The sequence below is a fragment of the Xenococcus sp. PCC 7305 genome (assembly GCF_000332055.1).
Taxonomy (GTDB): Bacteria; Cyanobacteriota; Cyanobacteriia; order Cyanobacteriales; family Xenococcaceae; genus Xenococcus.
Genome location: NZ_ALVZ01000226.1, coordinates 44,923 through 69,607, shown reverse-complemented (window position 1 = coordinate 69,607; position 24,685 = coordinate 44,923). Strand labels below are relative to the sequence as shown.

Sequence of the window (24,685 nt, the reverse complement as noted above, 5' to 3'; positions counted from 1 at the left end):
GCGGCAGTTACGTTTTGTAACGTTACTCCATACAAGAAGTGTTAATTATGTTAACTTTCTTATCTTAAGCATTTTTGGTCTTTAAAGGAATCATTTATCCCAAAGATCAGCTTATGCAAATCCTGTTGAGCCAAAACCACCTGTTCCCCTCGAAGTTGTGGTTAAGTTCGCAACTGTTTCTATTTCTGCTTGGAGCACTGGGGCAATTACCATTTGGGCGATTTTCATTCCAGACAGGACATGAAACGGATTTTTGCCGTGATTAATTAAAATAATGCCGATTTCGCCCCGGTAACCAGCATCAATTGTGCCTGGACTATTCAAAACAGTAATCGAATGTTTTAGTGCCAGGCCACTCCTGGGGCGTATCTGAGCTTCGGTCCCTGGAGGTAATGCGATCGCGATGCCAGTGGGAATGAGTTTAGCTTCACCAGGGTCAAGGGTTTGTTCTGCGATCGCAAACAAATCAAGTCCGGCATCCCCTGGATGACTATAGTGGGGAATAGTTGCAGACTCATCTAGTTTTAAGATTTTAATTTTCATGTAGAAATATATTCTTCTGCCCTCAGGAGCGAAGCCTGAGCAAAGTTAGTTATTAAGCGCACCTTTAGGGTAAGCTATTCGCTTGTGATTAAATTGTTGCCAAACTTGGACAAAAACATCAGCAATGATACGCAATTCATCGTAGCTCAAGCCACTATCTACTAGTTGGTCATCTTTCCAGCGAGCCTTAAAAATTTTCTTGATTGTCGATAAAGCTTGTTCAGGAGTTGCATCCTTAAGCGATCGCAATGCAGCTTCACAACCATCGGCTAACATCATAATCCCTGCTTCACGAGACTGAGGAATTGGGCCATCATAGCGAAAATCAGCTTCTAAAATTGGCTCGTCTCCTATTTGATTATTTTGTTTGGCATGATGATAAAAATAGGCAATCAACAAAGTACCTTGATGTTCAGGAATAAAATCCCGAATTGCTTGAGGCAAACCATATTTTTTTGCCATAACTAATCCTTCACTGACATGTTTTTTGATAATTTCTGCGCTCACCCAAGGATTATTGATTTCATCATGTTTATTGGGGCCTCCCATCTGATTTTCGATAAAACCTAAAGGATCATGCATCTTGCCAATATCATGGTACAAAGTTCCGGCCCTGACGAGCTCCACATTACAGTTGAGCTTTCTTGCTGCGGATTCTGCTAGGCAGCAAACAAACATCGTATGTTGAAAAGTCCCTGGAGCTTCTGTTGCCAATCGCTTGAGTAAAGGTAAATTAGGATTGGACAATTCTGCCAAACGAATCGGGGTAATGAGATCAAAAAATCTTTCTAGATAGGGTGAGATGCCGATCGCAACAATGCACCAAGCAACGCCCCATAAACCATGAATAATTGCTCCAGGTAAGACTGCTAACCAAATAGTTGCCGCACTAGCACTGAGAATCAGAGTTGTTAGTAAATAAACAACTCCTTGGGTCAAACCGACAACCACGCCCAAACGAGCCATCGCCTCTCGCGATCGCACAGTCCCTGCGATCGCCGCTGCCAACAAACCCCCCGCACTACCGGCAATCAAATATTCCCAACCCCAACCGGATTGGCTCCAGGTAACCAAAATCGTCAACAATGAAACATGACAAATTGCCAACAAAGGATTATAAAAGCTACTAACGAAAAGACCTATTGCCGCCAAATTAGTATGAGCAACATTAAAAATACTGAGCAGGGGAGCGCTCACGCTCAGCAAACAGACTAACAAATAATCACGACGACGAATCGCCGGATAAATTTGCCTTTGAACTAGCACAAAAACCCCAATCACCGAGAGCACCAAGATTGCAGATAACCTTAATCCCAACCAATTAATCCCGCGACGGCTTAAGCCAAAACCATCAAGGAGTACAAAATCAGCTTGAGAAATCTTGTCTCCAGCATCAACAATTATTTGACCTTTTTTAATAGCCACCATAACAGGAGCAATCTCCTGGGCTGCTTTTTCTGCCAACTCCCGGGTTGCTTCGCGATTTTCCTGTAAATTTGGTTGTAAAACATTCAATAATAAACTGTTAACCAACGGAGATACCGACTTAGGAATTTGGGTTCCCAACTGTAGTGCCACTGCCGAGGAGAGCAAATATCGAGGAGTACCAGGAGCAATGCCTTGGGCAATAATTCTTTCTGTCGCCCCCTCAATAGAAGTTTTAGTCACCACCCATTCTTGGTTACTGAGAGTTAAAAAAGCCGCTAAGTCGCGATCATCAAAGCTGGGGATTGGTTTCGCTCGAAACTTTTTAAGCCCTTGAACATAACGCGAACGAACCTCATCAACTTGAGCAATTAACTTCTTGAATTGCGGTCTAGAAACGGCTTTTTGATATCTTCTTAGTTGTTCTAGAGCCTGCTGCTGCTGAACATTAAGCGTTAAAAAGTTGGGAAACTGGGAAAAAGCAATATTTTGACGAGGCTCAAGAGACTTTAAAATAGCTTGGAATTCTGCCGAGGAACAAGAGCGAAGATATTGTTGACTAGGCAAAGAAATAATCTTGCTATTAAAAAAAGGAAATGGTTGGTTCTGAACTCTTAACTGTTCAATGCGCTCTAAATACTTAGCAAGTTGAAGTCTAATCTGTTCTGTAATTTCTTTGTCTTGTCTAAGTATTGGCACAATCCCCCGTTGCACCTCTTTGCGTCTTGCCAAAGTCGTTTTGGTATCTTCAAATTCGTCATCCCAAGGCGCTTCAATCTTGATGGGAGAGATTTTGCCGACGGTAAGTTGTGGTTGATTGTAGAAGCGATAACCCACCACACTAGTCAAAGCCACCAAGGCAAAGATTAGCATTGCCAGAGAATAATGCAACTTAATACTTTGCCGTTTAGAAGATTGAAGATTGGAGCCACTAAAATCCTTGACAATTGCTGAGATTTTCCTAATTTGCCGATTATTTTTAGTGAACCAAAGAAAATTCAATCGCTGTCTGCATTTGCGTTGCCATAAGTCGATTTTTTTAGTTAATAAATGCCAGCTTTTAATCATTTGCGAATACTCTTTAAAGCTGAAATAGACTGTAACTATTGTAATTCATACTCTTTTTGGGAAATAATTTTCAAATTGGAACGAGTTTGGAAAGTCTGGGGAGTTGACACTACAGCCGAGATCGTAACATTATTTCCTGGCAAATATACTCCCGACCAGGTCGCAAAAACCCGGCTAGCTAGTTGCCAAATTTTTTGGTAGTCGTTTTCCCGTTGACACAATTTTTCCCAATTCACAGGCAAGCCGATTCTGCTGTTATGCGCTCCCGACAGACAACCTGTTAAAGCCATTAGACCAGATACCGTATTATCAACTCTGAATGCTTGTTTGATTGCTAAAAGAAAATTTTCTGGAGTCTGATAAAAGCAGTATAAAGACAATAGAAAAGGTAACATATCTTGAGAAACAACCAAAGACAGTTCTTCTGTCACTTCTGTAATGCTTAACCCCCTATCAAATAATGTTTGTAAGTTTTCTAACTTATAAGGAGCAGAACTGGCAAAAAATTTGCTATTAACACTTAGCTGTTTCCATAAATATTCTGGAGCTATCTTTTCCCTCAAGGCCAAAGAAATACCCGTACTCCACAATAAAAGGCCATGAATATTTGATAGGGGAATTTTCCAATCCTGAATGACCTGCTGTAGCAAAAACTCTAATTGGGTCAGATTGTCATGATAGTAGAGAATAATTGGTAAAAGAGCTATAGCTATTTCTGAGCTTGTGAGTTTTTTTGCCCTATTAAGTTCCCAATTTTCCCAAGATAACGAGAGATCCCAAGATAAAGGTATTTGAGCCACAAGTTTTTGATGAACTGCGAGCCAAGGAGTCTGCTCAGGCTTAAGTTTCTCCGTCGATATTTTTTCTTGAATATCTTGATGCTGCCATTGTTCTCCAATAACACTGCCAAAAAAAGCTCCTAAGAATCTTTCTTGAAGGGAATAACGCATAATTTTTACATTTAGTTGGCTATGATAATATTCATCAAAGGATAAGTTATCAGGTAACATCTTACTTTAAATGCTAACTACCACTACCGACACAGCTCAAGGTTATGAGATCAAAGAATATTTAGGTATTGTGACAGCTGAAGTTGTTTATGGCACAAATGCTATTAGGGATTTATTTGCTGGAATTAGAGATGTAATTGGTGGGCGAACAGGCAGTTATGAAAAGGTTTTTGAAAAAGGACAATTAGAGGCTATCAAAAAGCTGGAGAAACAGGCTCAAAAATTAGCAGCTAATGGTGTAATTGGCATCAAAGTTGATACTGGCACTATTAACCCGGACGAAAAGGGAGTTCTCTTTTTGATTACAGCGACAGGAACAGCTGTACAATTAGAACCGAGAAACTAAAATAATTGTTATTGTCTTGTCAAACAAGAGTTCTGCCAGCCGTTAATCTTTATATCTGGATAATATATTAATTTTTGTTACAATGCTCCAACTAAACAATAAACTCCCCGAACCACAAGTATTTTCCCTTTTCAATTTGCCCGTACATTTGCTTGATGACTATATAGACTGGCTAGAAGAGAGATTAAAACAGCAAATAGGCACTCATGTCGTTACGATTAATGCAGAAATGACAATGCTGGCAGAAGCTGATTCTAATCTGGCCTCAATTATTCGCCAAGCTAATTTGGTGGTTCCCGACGGTGCAGGAGTGGTTTTGTATCTGCGTTTACATGGGATTAAACAAAATCGCTGTCCAGGAATTGAACTAGCAGAATCGCTTCTAAATCGATTGGAAAAGAATTCAAACCCTGAGTTGATTTGTTTTTACGGTGGAAAACCAGGAGTAGCAGAGCTTGCTGCTGAAACATGGCAACAAAAAATCCCCAGACTTTCAATCATGCAACAACATGGTTATCTATCTGGAGAACAAGAACAACAATGGCTCAAAAGTCTACAAGCAGCCCAACCTCCATTGATATTTGTTGGGTTAGGCGTTCCCCGTCAAGAACTTTGGATTCAGAAGTATCGCCATTTATGTCCCAATTCGATCTGGATTGGTGTTGGTGGTAGCTTTGATATTTGGGCGGGAAATAAGACTCGCGCCCCTTTATGGTTGAGAAATAACAATTTGGAATGGTCTTATCGTCTTTATCAAGAACCTTGGCGCTGGAAAAGAATGTTGGTGTTACCCAAGTTTTTGTTCCTTTCCCTATTAGGTAAATAAGTTGAACCAACTTCAGACCAGTTACTTAGTTACTGCTTGATAATTTCGCCGTCAATAAAAGGTTGTGCAGACAATTTCTCCAAGCCAATAGATTCGAGCATTTGTGACCATTTTTCTGTTGCAGCAGGATTCGCGAATTGAGTTGTATCCTCTGCGACTGCTGACAAGGCATCATACCAAATCCCCTCTTTTTGATAAAAGTCAGCTTGTTCTGCTGAGGTAGAGGCTTCTAGTTTTTGTTTAACAGAATTATCTAGTTCTACATAGCTAATCCATCCTTCCAGGACTAAATCGCGAGCACGTTTTTGATTGTCGCAAATCAGAGATAAATACCAGCGATAGTTGGAATCAGATTGCCCCAAACCCTCACTGACATCCTGAGGAATCTCCACATTCATAATTCCTCCTTGACTAGTTTTTTGGAGGAATACCTCATGTACTAGTTGGTCGTTTTGATCTCGAAGCACAAATTCTATAGTCTTTTGTTCTTTGGTTTGTGGGACATAGAAAAATAGCTTGGGAGAAATGGATGCTGTGATGTTTACCGAACTGTCTGGAATTAGAGCTATGGGGTCATCAAGATTATTTTGGGCTGTAATATCGCAATTACCTCGACTGCCTCCAGCTTCACGATTACTAGGTAAGCCATGGACTTCAGCAGTTTTTGATTCATTAGATTTAGTAACCTCTGGGGTTTGAGCGATCGCAGTAAAACTCACCAAACTCCAGATAGCTATAAAACTAGATATCCCAATAACTTTGCTAGTTTTATTTTTTGTGTTTAACATTGTTTACAAGTTCAAATTACTAATAATGTTTCATGTTCATGAAGTCAAAAAAATCCTTATTTTTTTCAAGATATGGTCTCTGATGACTAGTTGTTTAATTTATATGTCTTCATGTTATGTTTTTTGCTTAAAAATGTCTACTAATAAGCCAATAATTAGCGATGAAGATATAATAAATATTTTGCAGTTATAAAATGCATTACCCCAAAAAATACTGAATAGCTTGACTATTTTTAAATCAATTAATCCGTAATTTTACAGCCACTAAATCTATACAGCATACCTTACTATCATTATTGAGTATATTATGGCGTTATTTGACATAATCAATAAAGCTAAATCTTTTTACCATAAAAGCTATAACGATTTAGCGAAAAACAATGGTCTTTCCCGAAAATATACTCTACCAATATTCTTAACTAGTTTCTTGGTAACAACAATGATAATTGGAGTTAAGCAATGGGGAGGGCTACAGAGTTTAGAATTATTTGCTTATGATGCAATGGTTCGGATAAAGAGCAATGATCAACTTGATAAGAGATTACTTTTAGTAGAAATTACTGATCTCGATATTAAGAATCAAAGGCGTTGGCCCATTGACGATCAAACGATTGCCAAATTATTGGCAGAAATTCAAAAATACCAACCTAAAGTAATAGGATTTGATTTATATCGGGATATTACCTATCCTCCAGGGACAGCCAGCTTACATCAGCAATTACAAGCCGACAATTTAATTGCAATTGAATATTTGGGAAATGAAGAAAATCAAGTACCTCCTCCGACAGTTGTTCCTCCATCAAAAGTGGGATTTAACGATGTAGTTTTAGATCAAGATTCCATTTTACGCAGAAATTTAATGTATGCTCGTTTGGGAGAAAAACAACTATATTCTTTTGCTTTCCGTTTGAGTTTAGAGTACCTTCAAGATTTACCTGAGTTGGCAGGGAATTTAGAAATTACAGAATCTATTGATTCTTTATCTATTGGCAATACTATTTTGCCTCGCTTGCACTCTAATTCTGGTGGCTACCGAATGCATTCAACGGAAGCTTTGGGATGGCAAATTCTCATTGATTATCAATCACCAATAATTGCGCCAAGGGTAACCTTAACAGAAGCACTCGAAGGAAAACTCAGTTCTGATTTAGTTAAAGACAAGATCGTAATTATTGGAACTACTGCTCCGAGTATCAAAGATTTCTTTTATACTCCTTATGAGGGTGAGCAAGCTACGATGCCTGGAGTGTTGGCCCATGCCCAGATGGTCAGTCAATTAATCAGTTTAGTCCTGGGGGAATCAACCCCCATTTGGTTTTGGTCTGAAGGAGTAGAAATTTTATGGATTTGGGTTTGGTCTTTGGTGGGATTAGCAATCTCTATAAAGTTGCGGCATCCATTATCTGTTGGTTTAACAACTATTGTGACCAGTAGCTTACTATATGTCTCCTGTATGTCTATTTTTCTGGTTGGGGGATGGATTCCCTTAGTCCCTTCTCTGTTGAGCTTGGTTCTCACAGTGGGTCTTATCTGGACTTATAAGGTGCTTTACAACACATTGTATGATTCCTTAACTTCTTTACCGAATTCAACATTATTTACTCAACAATTAAAAAGACTTAATCACAAATATCTCCAACCAAATTCTTCTCTGTCGATTGTGGTTTTTTGTTTAGATTTAGATCGTTTTAAACTAATCAATGATGGTTTGGGATATCAAGCAGGAGATCAATTATTACGAGCTACGACACAACATCTTCAGGAGTATCTTAGTTCAGAAGAGTTATTAGCCAGAGTGGGAGGCGATGAATTTGCGATCGCGACGATAATTGATGAAGATCCGGCAATAGCGGTTAAATTTGCCAGCAAATTGCAGGAAATCCTGACTGTTCCTTTTAGTTTTCAGAAGCGAGAAATTCTTAATTCGGTGACAATTGGAATTGCCATTAATGATATTAGCCAAGAGTTTGTTGCTGAAAATATTCTCCGTTCCGCTCGAACAGCAATGTATAAAGCGAAGGCTTCGGGAAAAATTCGCTATGAAATATTTGCGAAAAAAATGCATCAACAAGCATTAATCCGCTTGGAATTGGAAACCGATTTATATCGTGCGATCGCCAAGAAGGAATTCCAATTGTACTATCAACCAATTATCTCGCTAAAAACCCATAAAGTCGCTGGGTTTGAAGCATTGGTTCGTTGGATTTCGCCCTCAAAAGGCTTTATTTCCCCTGGGGAATTTATTCCTATTGCCGAAGAGACAGGAGCCATTATCCCTTTGGGAGAGTGGATTTTCCAGGAGGCTTGCACTCAAATGCATTCTTGGCAGCAAAAGTTTCCTGAATATTCCAATCTCTTTATCAGTGTGAATCTTTCGGGACGACAGTTCAATCAACCTAATCTAGTAGAAAAAATTGAGGAAATTCTGGAGATTACCCATATAAATTATCAAAATCTTAAATTAGAAATCACAGAAAGCATGGTGATGGATAATGTTCAAGATGCGATCGTGATGTTAAATCGTCTCAAAGCTCTTGGTCTGCGTCTCAGTATGGATGATTTTGGCACAGGATTTTCTTCTTTTAGTTATCTTCATCAATTTCCCATGGACACCTTAAAAGTAGACCGCTCTTTTGTCAGCAATATGAGCAAAGGTGCCAAAAATTTAGAAATTGTCAGCACGATTGTTTTGTTGGCTCATAAGCTGGGAATGGATGTGATTGCCGAAGGCATTGAAACAGAAGAAGAACAATATCTTCTGGAAAATTTGGATTGTGAATATGGGCAAGGATATTTATTTGCTAAGCCTTTACCAGCAGACAAAATTCCTGAATGGCTCTTCTCTCAATCTTAATGACTCTTCAATCATTTTTAAAGAAGAGGAATTTTGAGAACATTTGGATATTTAGCTACTTTATTGATCTAACTGACCATAATATAATATAAACATATTCATATTATATTGGGAGGGTAGTCAACTTGAATGCATCAGAAAGAGCTAGAGGATTGGATGTCACAACTAAAATTGCCTCGGTGGTCAATCTTTTTAAAACCCAATTTCCTGATGTCAAAGTTGACCTCAAGCCTTGGAAGAATGACCCTGACACCCAAGAATTGGTAGATCCTGATTCGATAGATATTGGCTTTCATTTTCCCGGTTGGAGTCCTCGTATTCAATGCAATAGCATTTTGGTACAGATTCGTTTCTATACAGATCCGCTAGACAAGACAGAAAAATTAATTGGGTTAGAAACTGGGGGGTTTAGTCATGTGGGCCAAGCCTGGCGGTTCTCGACCGTAGACAATTGGCAATTGTTAGGGGAATATAAACCCAAAGACGAGATAGAAAACAAATTAAAGTTATTTTCCCGTCAGGTCTTTGAATTATTTCAGGAGCAATCGAGTTAAAAAACCTTATTCTTGAACTGAGATGCTGATTCTATCTTTAGAATCTCGTTCTATTTTCCCTTCTAGATTTCCCACTTTAAAAAAACTTGATTGCCATGTGCGATTATAAACTGCTCTGAGTTTATCTTTGATAGATGCAGAATTATTGTTTCCTAGTAGTTGGTCTAAAGCTGTCTGCATTTGACCAAGACTATTAGAGGAATCTAAAATGACCTCTGTGTAATAAATCTTCCCTGATGTATTAGCCTTATAGCGCGAATTAAGTTTATCTGTTTCAGAATCACGATATTCCAGGACTTTACTGTTTTCTCGAAAATCTGTTCTTTGAGATGTCGGTTTTCCTAGAGTGCTAACTAATTGAGCTTCAGAGACTCCTGTGGTTAAAATAGGCTTATCTGTTGCAGAGGGCGATTCTGGGTTGGGTTGGGTTTGCACAAAAACGTCAGGAGTTTTTGGTTGCTCGATAGATTCTTCTTTTCTTGCTTTAGCAATTTTTTCTATTTCTATTTTCCTTTCTTTTATTTCCGATTCTGTTTTAGCGTTATCCTCTAGAACTTCTGGTTCCTCTTCACTGATTTCTATTTTCTCCTCATTTCTCGAAGGAAATAGAATCGGTCTACGGCTAGAATCATCAGGTTCTACTTGAGCTTGAGGTGAAGATTTTTGAAATGAGGGCAACAGATTGGCAATGAGAGTAAAGCCAACGGCGAAAGTTCCAATTCCTAATCCGGCTAATGTTAGTAAAAAGAGAAATATTTTGACTAATCGATTACTTCCTGTTCTTGATTGCTCAGTATGATTTTCATAGTGAACTGTTCCAGCATAACTATGCTGCTCACGATGGGATACTGCGGGGGCAACCTGCACTGTGGGATGGGATTTCTGCCTGTTGTCGAGGGCAGATAACATGGCGGCGGCGGAGTTAAAGCGATCGCGAGGATGAAACTGGATTGCTTTGTCTAATACTAAAACCAATTTAGGATCAAGATTTTTTGCATATTCTTGCCAAATTATCTCTCCTGTCTCTGGATCAGTTTCTAAGTCTTGAGGTGATTTTCCTGTGAGCAGAAAAATAGCGGTCAATCCCAAACTATAGAGATCACTAGAATAGGCTGGACGACCTGCTGCCTGCTCTGAAGCCATATAACCAGGGGTGCCAATGGAAATCGATAGACTGCTATTATTGCTGTGATTAGCTTGGGTTGACATTGCCTCTTTGACCGCACCAAAATCAATCAAAACAGGCAAGCGATCGCTCTGCCGTAAGATGATGTTTTCTGGTTTAAGATCTCGATGGATAATCTGACGCTGATGGAGAAAATCGAGAACTGGCAAGAGTTGAGCTAAAATTGCTTGTACTTGCTGAGAGTTGAGATTGCCTTGTCTTTGATGTTTTTGGGCTAGGGTTTCCCCTTCAATCCATTCTTGCACTAAATAAAACTTTCCTTCTTCGGCAAAGTAGGCATAAAGACGGGGAATTTGCTTACTTTCGTCACCTAGCTCTTCGAGAATCGCTGCTTCCCTTTGAAATCTCTCTTTCATCCAAGAGGGAGTTTCTGATTGTTCGACAATGGGATTAAGTTGTTTGAGAACGCATTTTCTCTTCGAAGGCAAATGTCTATCTTCTACAAGATAAGTCTCCCCAAAGCCTCCTCTCCCTAAGGTGTCTAGAATGCGATAGCGATCATTTAGCAGCATTTTTTCAGTGAACAGTTATTCAGTGAACAGTTATCAGTTATCCTCATTCGTCCTGTTCCATCTTCGTGGGATAATTCCAAGCGAGATAATCAGGACTTAGTCAGTTGGCTTATATCTTTAAGATGCTAACTTATGGATGTTTGTTTCCGGATTAGACTAATCACAATAGAAAATAACATACAAATTATTTAATACCCCAGGCTGCGATCGCGATGGAGAGCCAGCCCACAATAAAGGCTAAGCCACCTAAGGGAGTGATCGCACCCAGCCATTTAATATTACTGAGACTAAGAGCATAGAGACTGCCGGAAAATATCACTATTCCGATAATAAAAGCCCAACCCGCAATCACTAAAGATGAAACGGGAATTTCAGTGCGGGTTAATAATAAAGCGACCAACATCAGGGCTAGGACATGATACATCTGGTATTTGGTTGCTGTTTCCCAAATTGCTAAAGCTTTGACGGTTAAACTATCCTTGAGAGCATGGGTGGCAAAAGCTCCTGATGCGACTGATAAGGCTCCCAAGAATCCGGCGATCGCCAAAAAGATTTTAGTCATAATTGTTAGTCAGATAAAGAATGAACAACCCAGATTGTATTATATTAGCCCAACATGGTTGGTCAGATGACGGTCATGATATTGGGAACTTAGCCCGCGCAATGGTAACTACAGAGGCATTGGTAATTGCACCGAGTTTAGGGATCTTGAAAACCTATTGGCGTATCGAACCCTTAATTAAGCAATTAGAACAAATTACCCTAGAAACTATCAAGAACTACCCTAAGATTTCTCTGCGAATGATTGGTCATTCTATGGGCGGACTAATCTGCATTGAATTGCTCCATCGTCATCCCGAACTATGGCATCGCGTCCATTCTTTAGTTGTCATCGGCTCGCCGATCGGTGGTTCTCATCTTGCCAGAATGATTGATCCTCTCGGAATTGGAATTGGTATGGCTCGGGATTTGGGGAGAAACCGCCGAGAAACTGCGACTAGGATTGCTCAACAGATTCCCACTTTAGCGATCGCAGGAGATCTGGGCTTCGGAACTGATGGCATGGTAACAGTTGAGAACACCAAATTTGCTCATTCCCAGTTTATCTGTCTTCGGGGTGCTGCTCATGTAGGACTGAAAAGTAATCAGAAATTAATCCCCATTATCCAAGAATTTTGGCGCAATCCCCAAATAGCTAAAGCTCCAGCCAATAATTTGGCAACGAGAATTATTCAATATTTACAACAAGTACCGGGAATGACTGACGCTCATTATCGAAATTTTTCGCGATCGCAAATTCAGTTAGTCTTATCTGAAGGAATTCAGATTCGTACGTGGACAAGCCCTGCTAGAGTCGATCATGTTTTTGTCTGCGATCGCGAAGAGAAAATTCTTTATGGTGGTTATGTCGGTTGGTTACATGCGGCTCAATTACACAAGGCCTTGAGAGAATTAAATAATTTTTGAACAACATCGCGCAATCTACAGATCCTGGACGATTATAATATCACTGAACAAGTTGGGACTTGGGGTTTTAGAGAACGCGCACCGTTGGGTAATAATAATAGCTAATTTCCCTAATTCCCTACCTCCCTATTGCCCTAAACGAGAATTATTGACACATTACCCTTTCCTTATTAATGTATGCCTCTTCCAACAGAAGTTTATCAAGTCCCAGTCCAAAAAGCGATCGCTCTTAGTCAAGAATATCTACTCTCAATTCAATATCCCGATGGTTATTGGTGGGCAGAACTAGAATCGAATGCCAGTATCACCTCAGAAATGGTTCTTTTGCATAAGATCTGGGGAACCGATGCCACCCGTCCTTTAGAGAAGTCTGCCAGCTATTTGCGATCGCAGCAACGAGATCATGGTGGTTGGGAGCTATTTTACGGTGATGGTGGTGAGCTAAGTGTTTCAGTGGAAGCCTACATGGCATTGCGACTATTAGGAGTGCCCAAGGAAGATCCAGCCTTAGTCAAAGCAAAAAAATTTATTTTACAACGCGGAGGCATTAGCAAATCTCGGATTTTTACTAAACTCCATTTAGCCTTAATTGGTTGTTATGGTTGGGAAGGAATACCTTCGCTGCCTGCTTGGGTGATGTTGCTGCCCAAAGAATCGCCCTTTACTATTTATGAAATGTCGAGTTGGGCGCGAGGTAGCACTGTTCCGTTATTAATCGTCTTTGATAAAAAACCCGTTTTCGATATCAATCCCAAGATTAGCTTAGACGAACTATATACCGAGAGCATAGACAATGTTCGCTACGAGTTGCCGCAAAATAATGACTGGACAGATATTTTTATTGGTCTCGATCATCTTTTCAAGTTGGGAGAAACTCTCAATTTAGTACCCTTCCGCAAAGAAGGATTAAAAGCTGCGGAAAAATGGATTCTCGAAAGACAAGAAGCTACAGGAGATTGGGGTGGCATTATCCCCGCAATGTTGAATTCCTTGCTAGGTTTACGATGCTTAGAATATGATGTCGATGATCCTATTATTCAAAGAGGTTTAGTCGCGGTTGATAATTTCGCGATCGAAACGGAAGATAGTTATCGAATTCAACCCTGTATTTCTCCCGTTTGGGATACCGCCTGGTGTTTACGAGCTTTTGCCGAATCAGGTTTTCCCTCTGACCATCCTGCATTGGTCAAGGCTGGAGAATGGTTACTCGATAAACAAATCCTCGATTATGGGGATTGGATCGTAAAAAATAGCCAAGCAACCCCTGGAGGTTGGGCTTTTGAATTTGACAATCGTTTCTATCCTGACCTAGACGATTCTGCGGTGGTGGTCATGGGATTAGATCTAGTTAAACTTCCTGATGAGATGCTCAAGCAAAAAGCGATCGCTCGTTGTTTAGACTGGATGTTATCGATGCAATGTCAAGCAGGAGGCTGGGCTGCTTTTGATATCAATAATGATCAAGACTGGTTGAACTTGCTGCCCTATAGTGATTTAAAAGCAACTATCGACCCCAATACAGCTGATGTAACAGCTAGAGTATTAGAAATGATTGGTCTTTGCCAACTGCCAATACCTGAAGAGCAAGCCGAAAAAGCGATCGCGTTTTTACTAAATGAACAAGAAGCTGATGGTAGCTGGTTTGGTCGTTGGGGAGTCAACTATATCTATGGGACAAGTATTGCATTATGCGCCCTAGAAGCTCTTGATCCTCAAAAATATCAAGAAAATATTAATCGCGGTGCGGCCTGGTTAACAACTTGTCAAAATCCTGATGGCGGTTGGGGAGAAACCTGTCGTAGTTATAATGATTCCAGTTTGAAAGGTCAGGGGGTCAGTACAGCTTCGCAAACTGCTTGGGCCTTAATTGGCTTATTAGCTGCTCCTGATTTTAATGGAGAAAATGCGATCGCAAAGGGGATAGATTATTTAATTAAAACCCAGCGTGATGATGGAACATGGAATGAAGATGAATTTACAGGTACGGGTTTCCCTTGTCATTTTTATTTGAAATATCATCTTTACCAGCAATATTTTCCCTTAATGGCATTGGGAAGATATGCTCAAAGTCACTAGAAAGATAGGATAGCACGCGCTAATCAAGCAAAAAAAACTCCCAGGAGAATGTGCAGAATTAATCTACTTGATTCCCAGAAGCTTTTATGTTTCTATGGGACTTTAAAACTTAGCTTAGAAGCGGTTTTTTCTGCGCCCACCACCAAATGAGCTTCTGTCCTCACGAGGCTTAGCTTTATTAACTTTTAGCTCACGGTCCATCCATTCCGCTCCGTCTAGAGCGGCAATTGCTTTGTCTTCGTCGGCTTCCGACTCCATTTCGACAAAAGCAAAACCACGAACGCGACCTGTCTCACGATCAGTTGGAACATGAACTCGTTTAACAGTTCCATACTCGGTAAAGACTTCATTTAAGTCTTCTTGGTTAACTTCGTAGGATAAATTACCTATGTAAATTGACATATTTTAATTGTCTTCTCACTAGAATGTTGTGTTTAGAGAGACAAGATTATGGGAAAAGAAATAGCTCAATACTTTACGGAAAAACCTCGGATACTGAAAAAACCTAATCTTTAATCTATTGATTCTCAGCCCCGAGCATAGCATTTTTATCCTAATAACGTAAGAGCAAATTTTTATTGATCTCCTCGCTTAATCGAAAAAGAAAGCTATTTACCCTCTATGGTAGACGACTTTACAATACTCTTCCAGCTCTCCTCTTCTTTCATGGTATTGCTTGTCAATATTTACTTTACAAAAATAAATATATTTGTTACATTTGTTTAAGAAATAAATCACGAACGTGAAACAAACGCATTAGTAATGGCTGTACGGTCAAATGCATGTGTTAATGGCGCAGTATAGCTACAGAAAAGCGCATCTTCTGCATTAACGGTTACAACTTTACTTTTTACTTCTGTTATTGTTAGCTAGTTGATTTTAGTTTCTAAGTTTTCCATTTAAATCGATTTCTCCTGAATTAACCTCGGTATAAGCGTCCCGAGGTTATTTTTTTGTCTGAATTTTATGCTACCCCCAACTTTATTTTTTAATTCTTGAAAAGAGATCCAAAATCTAAGATACTGCTTGCAGTAGCTATAAAAGAATCTATATCAATAACTAACGTGAAATTATCTATTAAACAAAAAGCAATTACCATTTTGGGATCAACTGGTTCCATTGGCACACAGACCTTAGATATAGTTACCCATAACCCGGATAAATTTCGAGTAGTTGGATTAGCCGCAGGGCGAAACATTACATTATTAGTTAAACAAATTCGAAAATTTCAACCCGAAATTGTCGCTATTTCCGATGAGGAAAAATTGTCAGAATTACGGGACGCGATCGCAGATCTGATTAATCCCCCTAAAATATTAGTCGGTGCCACAGGGATTGCCGAAGTTGCTCGCTATGGAGATGCGGAAACAGTCGTGACAGGGATTGTTGGTTGTGCAGGTTTATTACCAACTATTGCTGCGATCGAAGCAGGCAAAGATATCGCCCTAGCAAATAAAGAAACTTTGATTGCAGGCGGGCCGGTCATCTTACCTTTAGTTGCTAAACATGGGGTTAAGTTATTACCAGCTGACTCAGAACATTCTGCAATTTTCCAATGTTTACAAGGTGTCCCAGAAGGCGGTTTAAGGAGAATCGTTTTGACGGCCTCTGGTGGTTCTTTCCGTGATTTACCTGCTGAGAAGTTAGCTACAGTTACGGTGCAAGATGCGTTGAAGCATCCAAATTGGTCGATGGGACAAAAGATTACGATCGATTCTGCAACTTTAATGAATAAAGGTTTAGAAGTAATCGAAGCGCATTATCTTTTTGGCATGGATTACGACAATATAGATATTGTGATTCATCCTCAGAGTATTATTCATTCTCTGATTGAAGTGCAAGACACCTCAATGCTAGCTCAATTAGGATGGCCAGACATGCGTTTGCCTTTACTTTATGCCCTATCCTGGCCAGAAAGAATTTATACAGATTGGGAACCTTTGGATTTGGTTAAGGCGGGCAATCTCACTTTTCGGGAGCCAGATCGGGAAAAATATCCCTGCATGGAGCTAGCTTATACTGCAGGAAAAGCAGGAGGATTAATGCCGGCAATTTTGAATGCGGCGAATGAACAGGCTGTAGCTTTATTTCTGGCCGAAAAGATTGATTTTCTGGGTATTCCCCAAGTGATCGAGAAAGTCTGCGATCGCGCGTCCAGTCAAAACAATCTCAATCCTAGCTTAGAAGACATTATCGAATGCGATCTCTGGGCAAGAAAAGCTGTCCTCGAAGCAGAAAAAGATTTAAAGAATTAATTGCCGCAGTTAACAGACAGGTTACAAGATAGAATACTTGCGGGCAATTTAACAAAAGAAAACATATTATGACCACTGCAAACGATAAAGCGATTGTTAAAAACTATTTTAATGCTGTTGGGTTCGATCGCTGGCGGAGAATCTATGGCGATACCGAAGAAGTAAATAAAGTTCAAAAAGATATTCGCTTTGGTCATCAACAAACTATCGATACAGTTACGCAATGGTTAAAAGCCGACGGTAATTTACCTCAGATATCTGTCTGTGATGCAGGTTGTGGCGTTGGTAGTCTCAGTATTCCTCTGGCAAAAGCTGGGGCAACAGTTTCTGCTAGTGATATTTCAGAAAAAATGGTCACAGAAGCGGAGCAGAAAGCTAAATTGGCATTAGGAAACACTGATAATATATCCTTTGCCGTTCAAGATCTCGAATCTTTAAGCGGAAAGTATCATACTGTCATTTGCCTAGACGTGCTGATTCACTATCCCACAGAAGATGCCGCCAAAATGATTTCTCACTTAGCATCATTGGCCGATTCTCGATTGATTTTAAGTTTCGCACCCAAAACTCTTTTTCTCGTAGTTCTCAAAAAAATTGGTGAATTCTTTCCTGGACCATCCAAAACTACTCGTGCCTATCAACATAAAGAATCAGAGATTATTCGAATTCTGCTCGATAATGGATTTCATATTGAAAGAAAAGGAGCAACTAGTACTAGCTTCTATTATTCAGACATTTTAGAAGCCGTGCGTGATTAACTGCCCCAATATCTAAATAGTTAAAAAACTATCAAGACGTTCTTTCTTAGATTTGTTAGTTTGGTTGTGCAATTCATAATTAAGGAAAATCAATGGAAACTTTCGATTTACATCTAATCGATGGGACAATAAACCTGACTTTTGATAATTCCAGCTCCAACACAACCATATTGGCTCAAACTTTTGAAGATGCCGATATCATAGGACAGATGACAGATGCTTGGTACAATTTTATTGATTCTGGTCAAGTTTGGGCTTTGTTAATCGGACTTTTTATTGGTTATTCTTTTAAAGGGTTGACTAGCTACTAATATCACAACCTACTAATATCACAACTTGGGTAGCAAAACCCAAAAATGGTAAGCCTTAGATCTATTGCTTGCCAGTCTAGGCTATGAACACAAACGATCTACGTCAAGAATAAAGATAGTTTTTGATCTTTCCTCTCCTTGAGGAATAACCGCAACATGACTAGCTATTTCTAAAGTGTCAGCATGGCGATAGGAGATAGGTAAAATGCGGATTCTAGAAAATGAAACATCCAGCAAAGTAGGAGTTTGCAAAACCCTAATGCCTAAAGAATCACCAGTAGTATTACTAGTAATAATAAAATAGCCCTTGTCGGAAGAAAGTTCGTTTTGGCTGACTTTAAACAGCTTTTGGTGCAAGTCAATAACAGTAACTTCTTGTTCTTCCAAATGAGTCAAATTAACGTAGCTCAATCCACTCCCATGAGTTTGAGTATATTTAGTGACTTTGGTTACTTGTTCAACTGGGAATGACAAGGTTAGTATGCCAACATCAAAAACTACGAGTTTTAATGAAGAATTAATTACCTGGGGGAGAATTGTGGCAGATTTAGAAACATTAAAGAGTTTATTTCCCATTGTATTTAAATAATTTGAATGTTTATTGTTTTGTTTTAATTAAATTTTTAATCCTCGATAAAAATTCTTTTTCCACATAGGGTTTACTAAAGTAGGCATTTGCCCCCAATTGATTTGCCAAATTGCGATTTTTTTCCCCACTACGAGAAGAAAGTATCGCCACCGGAATTTCCCTTAAGTTCGACTCTCGAAGACGGGCTGTTAACAACTCAAACCCATTAATATTTGGCATTTCAATATCACAAATTGCCAAGGCAACGTCAGGGTTGTTTCGCATTTGAGCTAATCCTTCTTGACCATCTCTTGCTTGCAATACTCGATAACCTTGATTTTCTAAACTCAAAGTCATAGTGCGACGTAAAGAAGAAGAATCATCTATGATTAGAATAGTTACTTTGTTTAAAATTTTTGAAGTAGTCGAAGTTAGCTTGCTGGACTTATTTTTTTGAGTACTCAAAATATTCTTCAGCTCTTTCAGAAATTCTTGCTCTACATAGGGCTTTGTAAAATAGCCATCTGCGCCTAGTTGGGTTGCTAAGTTTCGATGTTTATTGCCACTGCGAGAGGTCAACATGATCACTGGAACCTCTTTCATCGAGGAATCACGACGTCGAACCCCTAAAAACTCAAATCCATTCATATTAGGCATTTCTATATCACAAACAATTAGATCGAGTTCGACAATCTTGCGAAATTGTTCTACAGCATCTCGTCCATCTTTAGCCTGAAATACTTTATATCCCTGTTTTTCCAAACTCAAAGCCATAGTTCTTCGCAATGCCGTAGAATCATCCACAACCATAATTGTTTTGAGTTTTACCATAGAGGATTGAGTAGTCGCCTCATTAGAGTCCCAGTCTTGTTGCTCCAAATCCAGATTTGGAGCTTGCTCTTTCCTAATTACGCCTACATTATCAGCAACTCCTAAAAATTCGTCAATTAATATCATTCCATTGAGAACAGGAATTAAGGTTCCATCTCCGAGAATAGTACAACCATAGGTATAGGGCGGAGCCTTCATCACCTGACTAAATGGCTTGATTACCAGTTCTTGTTCACTTATTAATCGTTTGATTTCTAAGGCAAAAGATTTCTGTCCTCGTCGTAATACTAATAATGGCAAAGCCCAATCTTCTGGGGCAGCAACAGATTCAAAAGCTTTACTACTAGTCTGATTGGTAGCGATTGAACAATTATATTGCAGTATTTCGTCTAGAGAATAGATCGGCACCAAATTTTCTTCCCAAAAGAGAAATCTTTGATTTCCTGATAATTTAAGTTGTTCGGGTAGAGGAATAATAATTTCTGAGATGCTGTCAGAAGGAATGGCAAAGGCAGTTTCTGATAACGAAAATACTAATAGTTTGGCAATGGTTAAAGTTAGAGGAAGACGCAGAGTAAAAGCAGTCCCTTGACCTGAAATGGAATGAACAGTAATGTTTCCTTTCAGAGATTCTATTTGAGATCGCACAACGTTCATCCCGACACCACGCCCAGACACTTCACTAACCTTCTCGGCAGTGGAAAATCCTGGCTCGAATATTAAATTAAAGAGACTTTCATTATTGATTGAGCCAACTTCAGCAGGAGAAATCATGCCGTTCTGGATCGCCTTTTTGGCAATTTTTTGGACGTTTAACCCCTCACCATCATCTCTAATCTCAATAACTGTTTGATTACCTTGATAATAGGCATGAATCTCAATTTGTCCTGTTTCTGGTTTCCGCCGTTGTTGGCGCAGATCTGCACGTTCAATTCCATGATCAAAAGCATTTCTTAGTAAATGGAGCAACGGATCATAGAGTTTTTCGAGCACCGCCTTGTCTACTAAAACTCCAGTGCCTATCATTTTGAGATCCACTGGCTTTCTATATTTATTAGACAAATCTCGTAAAGTACGAGGAAAGCGTTTGAGAATTTGTTCTAAAGGTAACATTCTCGCCCACATCATTTCATCTCTCATCTGCCCCAACATTTGGCGTTGTGAATTAATGGTGCGATCAGATTGTTGAGCAAATAGAGCAATATCATCTACCCCTTCTTCAAGCTGTAAAATCTCTTCGAGAATCTCTTGAAGTAAAAGATGTAATTTACTATAACTATCCATCTCCAGAGAATCAAATTCTGCCAAGCCATTTTGGCTAAGGTGAAAGGAATTTTGTGGAGATTTTTCCGTTTCTACTAGCAATTGATCGGAAAATTCCCGTAAATTACTAGTCAGAGCACGAAAAGAGGTGAATTTGGCCATTAAGTCTTGAACATTACTTTGTAATTGTTCATTTTGTAGTGAGAGACTATTACGATTGATTACCAGCTCTCCAATCAGATTATTCATTCTCTCTAGACGATCTAGATCAACTCTGACAGTCAGATTACTACCTAAGGATGCTTGTTTGTGCGGAGTTGATTTAGCTGGGGATAGGCTGCTGGGAGGATATAATTCGGGAGTATTAATGGGGACTGCTTCTATTTCCGGTAAACGGTCAAAAATTTCTCCAACTGATTGGACTGCTGCTTCGAGGTTTTCTGGGGGAGCAAATTCTGCTATTTCTGAGGGAATATCAGGCAAAGAAGTCTCTTTCTGGGAATTTATCGAACCAAAAACATTGTCCAAATCGGAAGTTGCAGCTAGAGAGGCTTCTGTAAGTTTCCCTAGCAAAGGCTTATGTTGAAATATCATGCTGTCCCAAGCTTCAGGATCAGCATCGTCAAATGATCCAGAAATTTCTGATTCTGTGGAGGCCAAAATACCTTCGGGATCTCCAAAGACATCGTCTAGAGATGGCGCTGGCAATGGTTCAGCGCCCTCAGAGGTTAAATCTTGAGGGGCAGATTCGGTAAAATTTTTGGAGACCCCAAATATGTCACTAAGAGTTGCCTCTTCTTCAGATGTCGCGATCGCATCAAAAGAATAACTATCGTCACCAAAAACATCATCAAGGGGCAATACCCCTGCTTCAATTATTCCTTGATCATTAACTGGCAAAGAGTCATTGGAGGCCAGAGTCAACAGTTCAGGAGAAGGTTCACCTCCGCGATCGCGATCGCCCTCTAAAATGGCAGTCCTCGCAGATTGGCAATCCCTAACTAAGATTTGTGTGATCTCAAGAGCCTGTTCTGAATTTTGAGCTAACGCCTGATTTACCAGCTCAATAATTTCATTAAAACCAGAGAGATTAAAAAGCTCAGCAAAACCTGCTAAAACATCGATCTGAGTCTGCAATTCCTGAGCAATATTAAAATCTTGGGGGTTAGCCAACACCTGCTCAAGATGATCTAAAGATTGAGCCACATCAATTTCAAAAATTGAGGCTACAATGTCAACCCCAAGATCTGTGGCACTGGGAATATAGCTTTCCCCTTCTTGTAGCGCTTCTGCCAAAATTTCTGCTAATTGCTCAAATATGGGTTCAGCAGCAGCCAGGGCTGCTTCCTCATCAAAAGCTCCCGTGTCAATTTGTTCATTTAGCGGATTGCGTAAACAGTCATATCCCTGGAGGAATAGACTTTCTAGATGTTCATCAAATTCAACTTTGTCACTATAAAGAGCCTTAAAAAAATCTTCTAAACGATGAGCTAACTTTTTAATGCCATCCAATTCCACACTAGCAGCACCTCCTTTGATCGAATGAGCTGCCCGCATCAATTCGTGAACTTTTGGCGTACTATGATCTTCTTGGAGATGAAGTAGACCATCTTCTAGTACTTGTAAAAGTTCTTGTGCTTCTTCAATAAAAAATTGATAGGCTTGATCGCGAATTTCGGGATTGAGAGACATGGTAGAGTTGGGAGCGTTAAGTTTTAAATTTGGCGATTCCTACTTGCAATTTCGTCGCTACGGCAAGTAGCTTAGCAATTTCTTGGGAAACTTCAGTTGCAGATTGGGAGTTTTCTTGGGCAGTAATAGCAACATGGGTAATATTTTCATTCACTAAATTTGAGGTTGTTGATTGTTGACTAGCAGCTTGGGCAATCTCCTTGACTAATTGACTAATTTCCTGGCTGGCATGGGTAATGCTGCCCAGGTTCTGACGGGTATTTTGAACCAGTTCCGTTCCCGTAACCACCTGTTCCGTGCCATAAGCCATAGCGCGGATCACTTCATTGGTTTCCAGTTGAATCCTAGCTACCAAATTATCAATATTTGCTGTGGCTGTCGCCGATTGAGCGGCCAAAGAACGAACTTCCTCCGCAATCACCGCAAAGCCTTTACCCTGCTCTCCTGCCCGAGCGGCTTCAATGGAAGCTTTTAAGGCCAAAAGATGGGTTTGAGCAGCGAAGCGACCAATGGAATTAACTACTTGAGAAATCTCTTGAGAAGATTCTCCTAGACGCTTAACTTTCTTCTCGGTCTCGATGACCGTCGCTTGCAGACTATTAATTTTCACAACAGCTTGGTTCATTGCCTGATCACCATCATTAATAGTACTGCTGGCCTGTTGGACAATTTTTTCCGCTCGTGCTGCATTGACCGATACATTGTGAATCGATTCTGTCATAGTTTGAATTTGCTCTACTGTCTCAGCGATCGCAGTTGCCTGGGTTACTGCTTTGACTGCTAGTTTCTGAACCAAATTCTCGTTAGTTTCAGCGGTATTTTCCACTTCTGCCGCCACATTTTTCACCTGAGTAACAAGTTCATGTAAACTTTCAATAGTGGCATTATAAGAATCGGCAATCGTACCAATTTCATCTGCGGTGATTTTTGCGCGAATAGTTAAATCACCACTGGTCAAGCCATCGACTTCTTGGAGTAATTGCCAGGCTCTTTTTTCCAGTTGTCCCCTGGCCTGTTGAGCTTTTATTTCAGAATCTTTTTGTTGTTTCAGAAAGTCTAAACGATCTAAGGCCAAAACCATTTGATTGCTTACCTGCTCGACAAGGTCAATTTCTCGTTCTTGCCAAGTACGAGCCTCACGACATTGATAAACTACCAAAAAACCCAAAACTTGCCCTTGACATCTAATCGCAGAAGTTAAGCTTGCCTTAACTTCAAGAGCTTCTAGAAGTTGTAAATAGGATGGGGAAAACTCCGTTTCTTGAATATTTGAGAATTCTTGTACCTGATTTTCCTGAGCTTGGGTGAGCAATTCTTGCATAACCTCGGAAGCATAAATTACTTCTCCAAGAGTTGATGAATATCCCGAACTGAGACTCTCAGCCATGACAATTCCAGTCTCAGACTCTGCCAAGTTATAAAATAAAACCCGATCGGCATGCAAGGCTGAATGTAGTTTCTCAACGATAGTTTCGCTAATCAGTTGGACATCTTGTAAGTTATTAATCTCGAGAATAATATCCCTAAGAGTTTTAGCCTGTAAAGTCTCTTCTTTTTGTTGTTCTAGAAGCTTTTTAACTTGAAAAATTAAATTATTGAAACTACTTGCTAAAGTTTGAGTCTCTAATGTTCCTTTTGGTTGAGCTACGATGTCCAGGTCTCCAGCCGCAGCTCTTTCGGCAGTGGTCGCTAAATCCACCAAAGGTTGAGAAAGTTTATTCGCCAACAAAATAATGATGATCGTCACTGTGATACCCATAAAAAGAGCGCTCGGCAATAGGAGGGGAATCAACTCGCTACCCGCAGCTTGTCGTTGTCGTTGATCAACAAAAGCAATGGCAACCTGATTTTGCTCTTTAATGGGCAGTAAACGGTAGTATTTGTTCTTAGCGGAAAAGCTCACTATCAATGATTCATTGTCAGACCCATAAGGTTCGACTGTTAGATCTTGCAGCCCATAGCTTGTTTGTAGTTGCTCAGTTAAACTTTCTAGGTTATTCTCCGATTTTAAGAGCAAGTTCGCGATTGTTGCCCAATCACCTTCACCGCTCAGATCCAAATCATTATTTATTCCCTGAGAACTATTAGATCGAAGCGCTCGATTATCCTTTGGGGTGATAATTTGCAGAGTCACCTGACTCGCCAGTTTCTGTTTGATTTCCTGCTGAGCTTTTTCTCTGACGAGAAACCGATATCCCAGTAAACTTGACAGGGTTAGTGTACCTAAGACTGTAGGTAAGATTACAGACAAGAGCCGATTTCTTAAGTTTACTCGGCCGAAGCCGAAGGAAGTAGATTGGGGCATATCTTGACGAGGATAAATAACAAGTTCTGACTAAAACAGAGGATTGA

Annotated in this window: 19 protein-coding genes; 9 read left to right on the top strand and 10 right to left on the bottom strand. The window is 39.9% G+C overall.

The genetic code is table 11. The features are described from left to right. Window positions 1-111 precede the first annotated feature (111 nt). From dut to XEN7305_RS22520, 3 genes are read right to left on the bottom strand one after another with little or no spacing between them, the layout of a single operon-like run. Window positions 112-543 carry a dUTP diphosphatase gene (gene dut, locus XEN7305_RS22530; protein WP_006511841.1) on the bottom strand — a complete coding sequence of 144 codons (432 nt, stop codon included), beginning with the start codon at window positions 541-543 and terminating at the stop codon, window positions 112-114. Window positions 544-588: 45 nt separating this feature from the next. Next, window positions 589-3,036 carry an HD family phosphohydrolase gene (locus tag XEN7305_RS22525; RefSeq protein ID WP_006511840.1) on the bottom strand — a complete coding sequence of 816 codons (2,448 nt, stop codon included), beginning with the start codon at window positions 3,034-3,036 and terminating at the stop codon, window positions 589-591. 35 nt (window positions 3,037-3,071) lie between these two features. After that, window positions 3,072-3,986 (bottom strand): hypothetical protein, encoded by a 915-nt coding sequence (locus XEN7305_RS22520; RefSeq protein ID WP_144053349.1) that lies wholly within the window; start codon window positions 3,984-3,986, stop codon window positions 3,072-3,074. A 70-nt stretch (window positions 3,987-4,056) separates the two neighbouring features. Here XEN7305_RS22520 and XEN7305_RS22515 point away from each other — a divergent pair, with 70 nt between their 5' ends. Together XEN7305_RS22515 and XEN7305_RS22510 are read left to right on the top strand one after the other, a co-directional pair. Beyond that, on the top strand, window positions 4,057-4,392 hold the full coding sequence (locus tag XEN7305_RS22515) for a YbjQ family protein (protein WP_006511838.1): 336 nt from the start codon (window positions 4,057-4,059) through the stop codon (window positions 4,390-4,392). Between the two features lie 82 nt (window positions 4,393-4,474). Continuing rightward, window positions 4,475-5,218 (top strand): WecB/TagA/CpsF family glycosyltransferase, encoded by a 744-nt coding sequence (locus XEN7305_RS22510; RefSeq protein WP_006511837.1) that lies wholly within the window; start codon window positions 4,475-4,477, stop codon window positions 5,216-5,218. Between the two features lie 29 nt (window positions 5,219-5,247). On the opposite strand, the gene XEN7305_RS22505 is transcribed toward XEN7305_RS22510, so the two are convergent. Next, window positions 5,248-6,006 carry a DUF928 domain-containing protein gene (locus tag XEN7305_RS22505; RefSeq protein ID WP_006511836.1) on the bottom strand — a complete coding sequence of 253 codons (759 nt, stop codon included), beginning with the start codon at window positions 6,004-6,006 and terminating at the stop codon, window positions 5,248-5,250. Window positions 6,007-6,313: 307 nt separating this feature from the next. On the opposite strand from XEN7305_RS22505, the gene XEN7305_RS22500 reads away from it, so the two are divergent. Further along, complete coding sequence (locus XEN7305_RS22500; protein WP_006511835.1) at window positions 6,314-8,860, top strand: EAL domain-containing protein; 2,547 nt, start codon at window positions 6,314-6,316, stop codon at window positions 8,858-8,860. A gap of 125 nt (window positions 8,861-8,985) precedes the next feature. After that, complete coding sequence (locus XEN7305_RS22495; protein WP_006511834.1) at window positions 8,986-9,414, top strand: hypothetical protein; 429 nt, start codon at window positions 8,986-8,988, stop codon at window positions 9,412-9,414. A 6-nt stretch (window positions 9,415-9,420) separates the two neighbouring features. Here the strand turns inward: XEN7305_RS22495 and XEN7305_RS22490 are convergent, their stop codons facing one another. Together XEN7305_RS22490 and XEN7305_RS22485 are read right to left on the bottom strand one after the other, a co-directional pair. Beyond that, window positions 9,421-11,112: a serine/threonine-protein kinase gene (locus XEN7305_RS22490; protein WP_006511833.1), complete on the bottom strand. Its 1,692-nt coding sequence runs from the start codon at window positions 11,110-11,112 to the stop codon at window positions 9,421-9,423. Window positions 11,113-11,296: 184 nt separating this feature from the next. Next, entirely contained in the window at window positions 11,297-11,674 is a 378-nt protein-coding gene (locus tag XEN7305_RS22485; RefSeq protein ID WP_006511832.1) for a DUF423 domain-containing protein, read from the bottom strand. 20 nt (window positions 11,675-11,694) lie between these two features. Here XEN7305_RS22485 and XEN7305_RS22480 point away from each other — a divergent pair, with 20 nt between their 5' ends. Both XEN7305_RS22480 and shc read left to right on the top strand, forming a co-directional pair. Further along, window positions 11,695-12,579, top strand: coding sequence for an alpha/beta fold hydrolase (locus XEN7305_RS22480; RefSeq protein ID WP_006511831.1), 885 nt, complete (start codon window positions 11,695-11,697; stop codon window positions 12,577-12,579). A gap of 177 nt (window positions 12,580-12,756) precedes the next feature. Beyond that, window positions 12,757-14,655 carry a squalene--hopene cyclase gene (gene shc / locus XEN7305_RS22475; RefSeq protein WP_006511830.1) on the top strand — a complete coding sequence of 633 codons (1,899 nt, stop codon included), beginning with the start codon at window positions 12,757-12,759 and terminating at the stop codon, window positions 14,653-14,655. A gap of 114 nt (window positions 14,656-14,769) precedes the next feature. Here shc and XEN7305_RS22470 read toward each other — a convergent pair whose 3' ends face one another. Further along, window positions 14,770-15,057, bottom strand: a complete 288-nt coding sequence (locus XEN7305_RS22470) for an RNA-binding protein (RefSeq protein WP_006511829.1) — start codon at window positions 15,055-15,057, stop codon at window positions 14,770-14,772. Between the two features lie 662 nt (window positions 15,058-15,719). On the opposite strand from XEN7305_RS22470, the gene dxr reads away from it, so the two are divergent. The 3 genes from dxr (at window position 15,720) to XEN7305_RS22455 (ending at window position 17,979) form a co-directional block, all read left to right on the top strand. After that, window positions 15,720-16,910 (top strand): 1-deoxy-D-xylulose-5-phosphate reductoisomerase, encoded by a 1,191-nt coding sequence (gene dxr, locus XEN7305_RS22465; RefSeq protein WP_006511828.1) that lies wholly within the window; start codon window positions 15,720-15,722, stop codon window positions 16,908-16,910. A 68-nt stretch (window positions 16,911-16,978) separates the two neighbouring features. After that, the gene (gene bchM, locus XEN7305_RS22460; RefSeq protein ID WP_006511827.1) at window positions 16,979-17,668 is read left to right on the top strand and encodes a magnesium protoporphyrin IX methyltransferase; all 690 of its coding nucleotides are present in this window, start codon (window positions 16,979-16,981) and stop codon (window positions 17,666-17,668) included. Between the two features lie 92 nt (window positions 17,669-17,760). Continuing rightward, complete coding sequence (locus XEN7305_RS22455; RefSeq protein ID WP_006511826.1) at window positions 17,761-17,979, top strand: hypothetical protein; 219 nt, start codon at window positions 17,761-17,763, stop codon at window positions 17,977-17,979. 81 nt (window positions 17,980-18,060) lie between these two features. Here XEN7305_RS22455 and XEN7305_RS22450 read toward each other — a convergent pair whose 3' ends face one another. The 3 genes from XEN7305_RS22450 to XEN7305_RS22440 are packed head-to-tail and all read right to left on the bottom strand — an operon-like array spanning window position 18,061 to window position 24,638. Next, window positions 18,061-18,555, bottom strand: a complete 495-nt coding sequence (locus tag XEN7305_RS22450) for a chemotaxis protein CheW (RefSeq protein ID WP_006511825.1) — start codon at window positions 18,553-18,555, stop codon at window positions 18,061-18,063. 22 nt (window positions 18,556-18,577) lie between these two features. Then, complete coding sequence (locus XEN7305_RS22445) at window positions 18,578-22,333, bottom strand: hybrid sensor histidine kinase/response regulator (RefSeq protein WP_006511824.1); 3,756 nt, start codon at window positions 22,331-22,333, stop codon at window positions 18,578-18,580. A 16-nt stretch (window positions 22,334-22,349) separates the two neighbouring features. After that, window positions 22,350-24,638: a methyl-accepting chemotaxis protein gene (locus XEN7305_RS22440; RefSeq protein WP_006511823.1), complete on the bottom strand. Its 2,289-nt coding sequence runs from the start codon at window positions 24,636-24,638 to the stop codon at window positions 22,350-22,352. Between the last annotated feature and the right edge of the window lie 47 nt (window positions 24,639-24,685).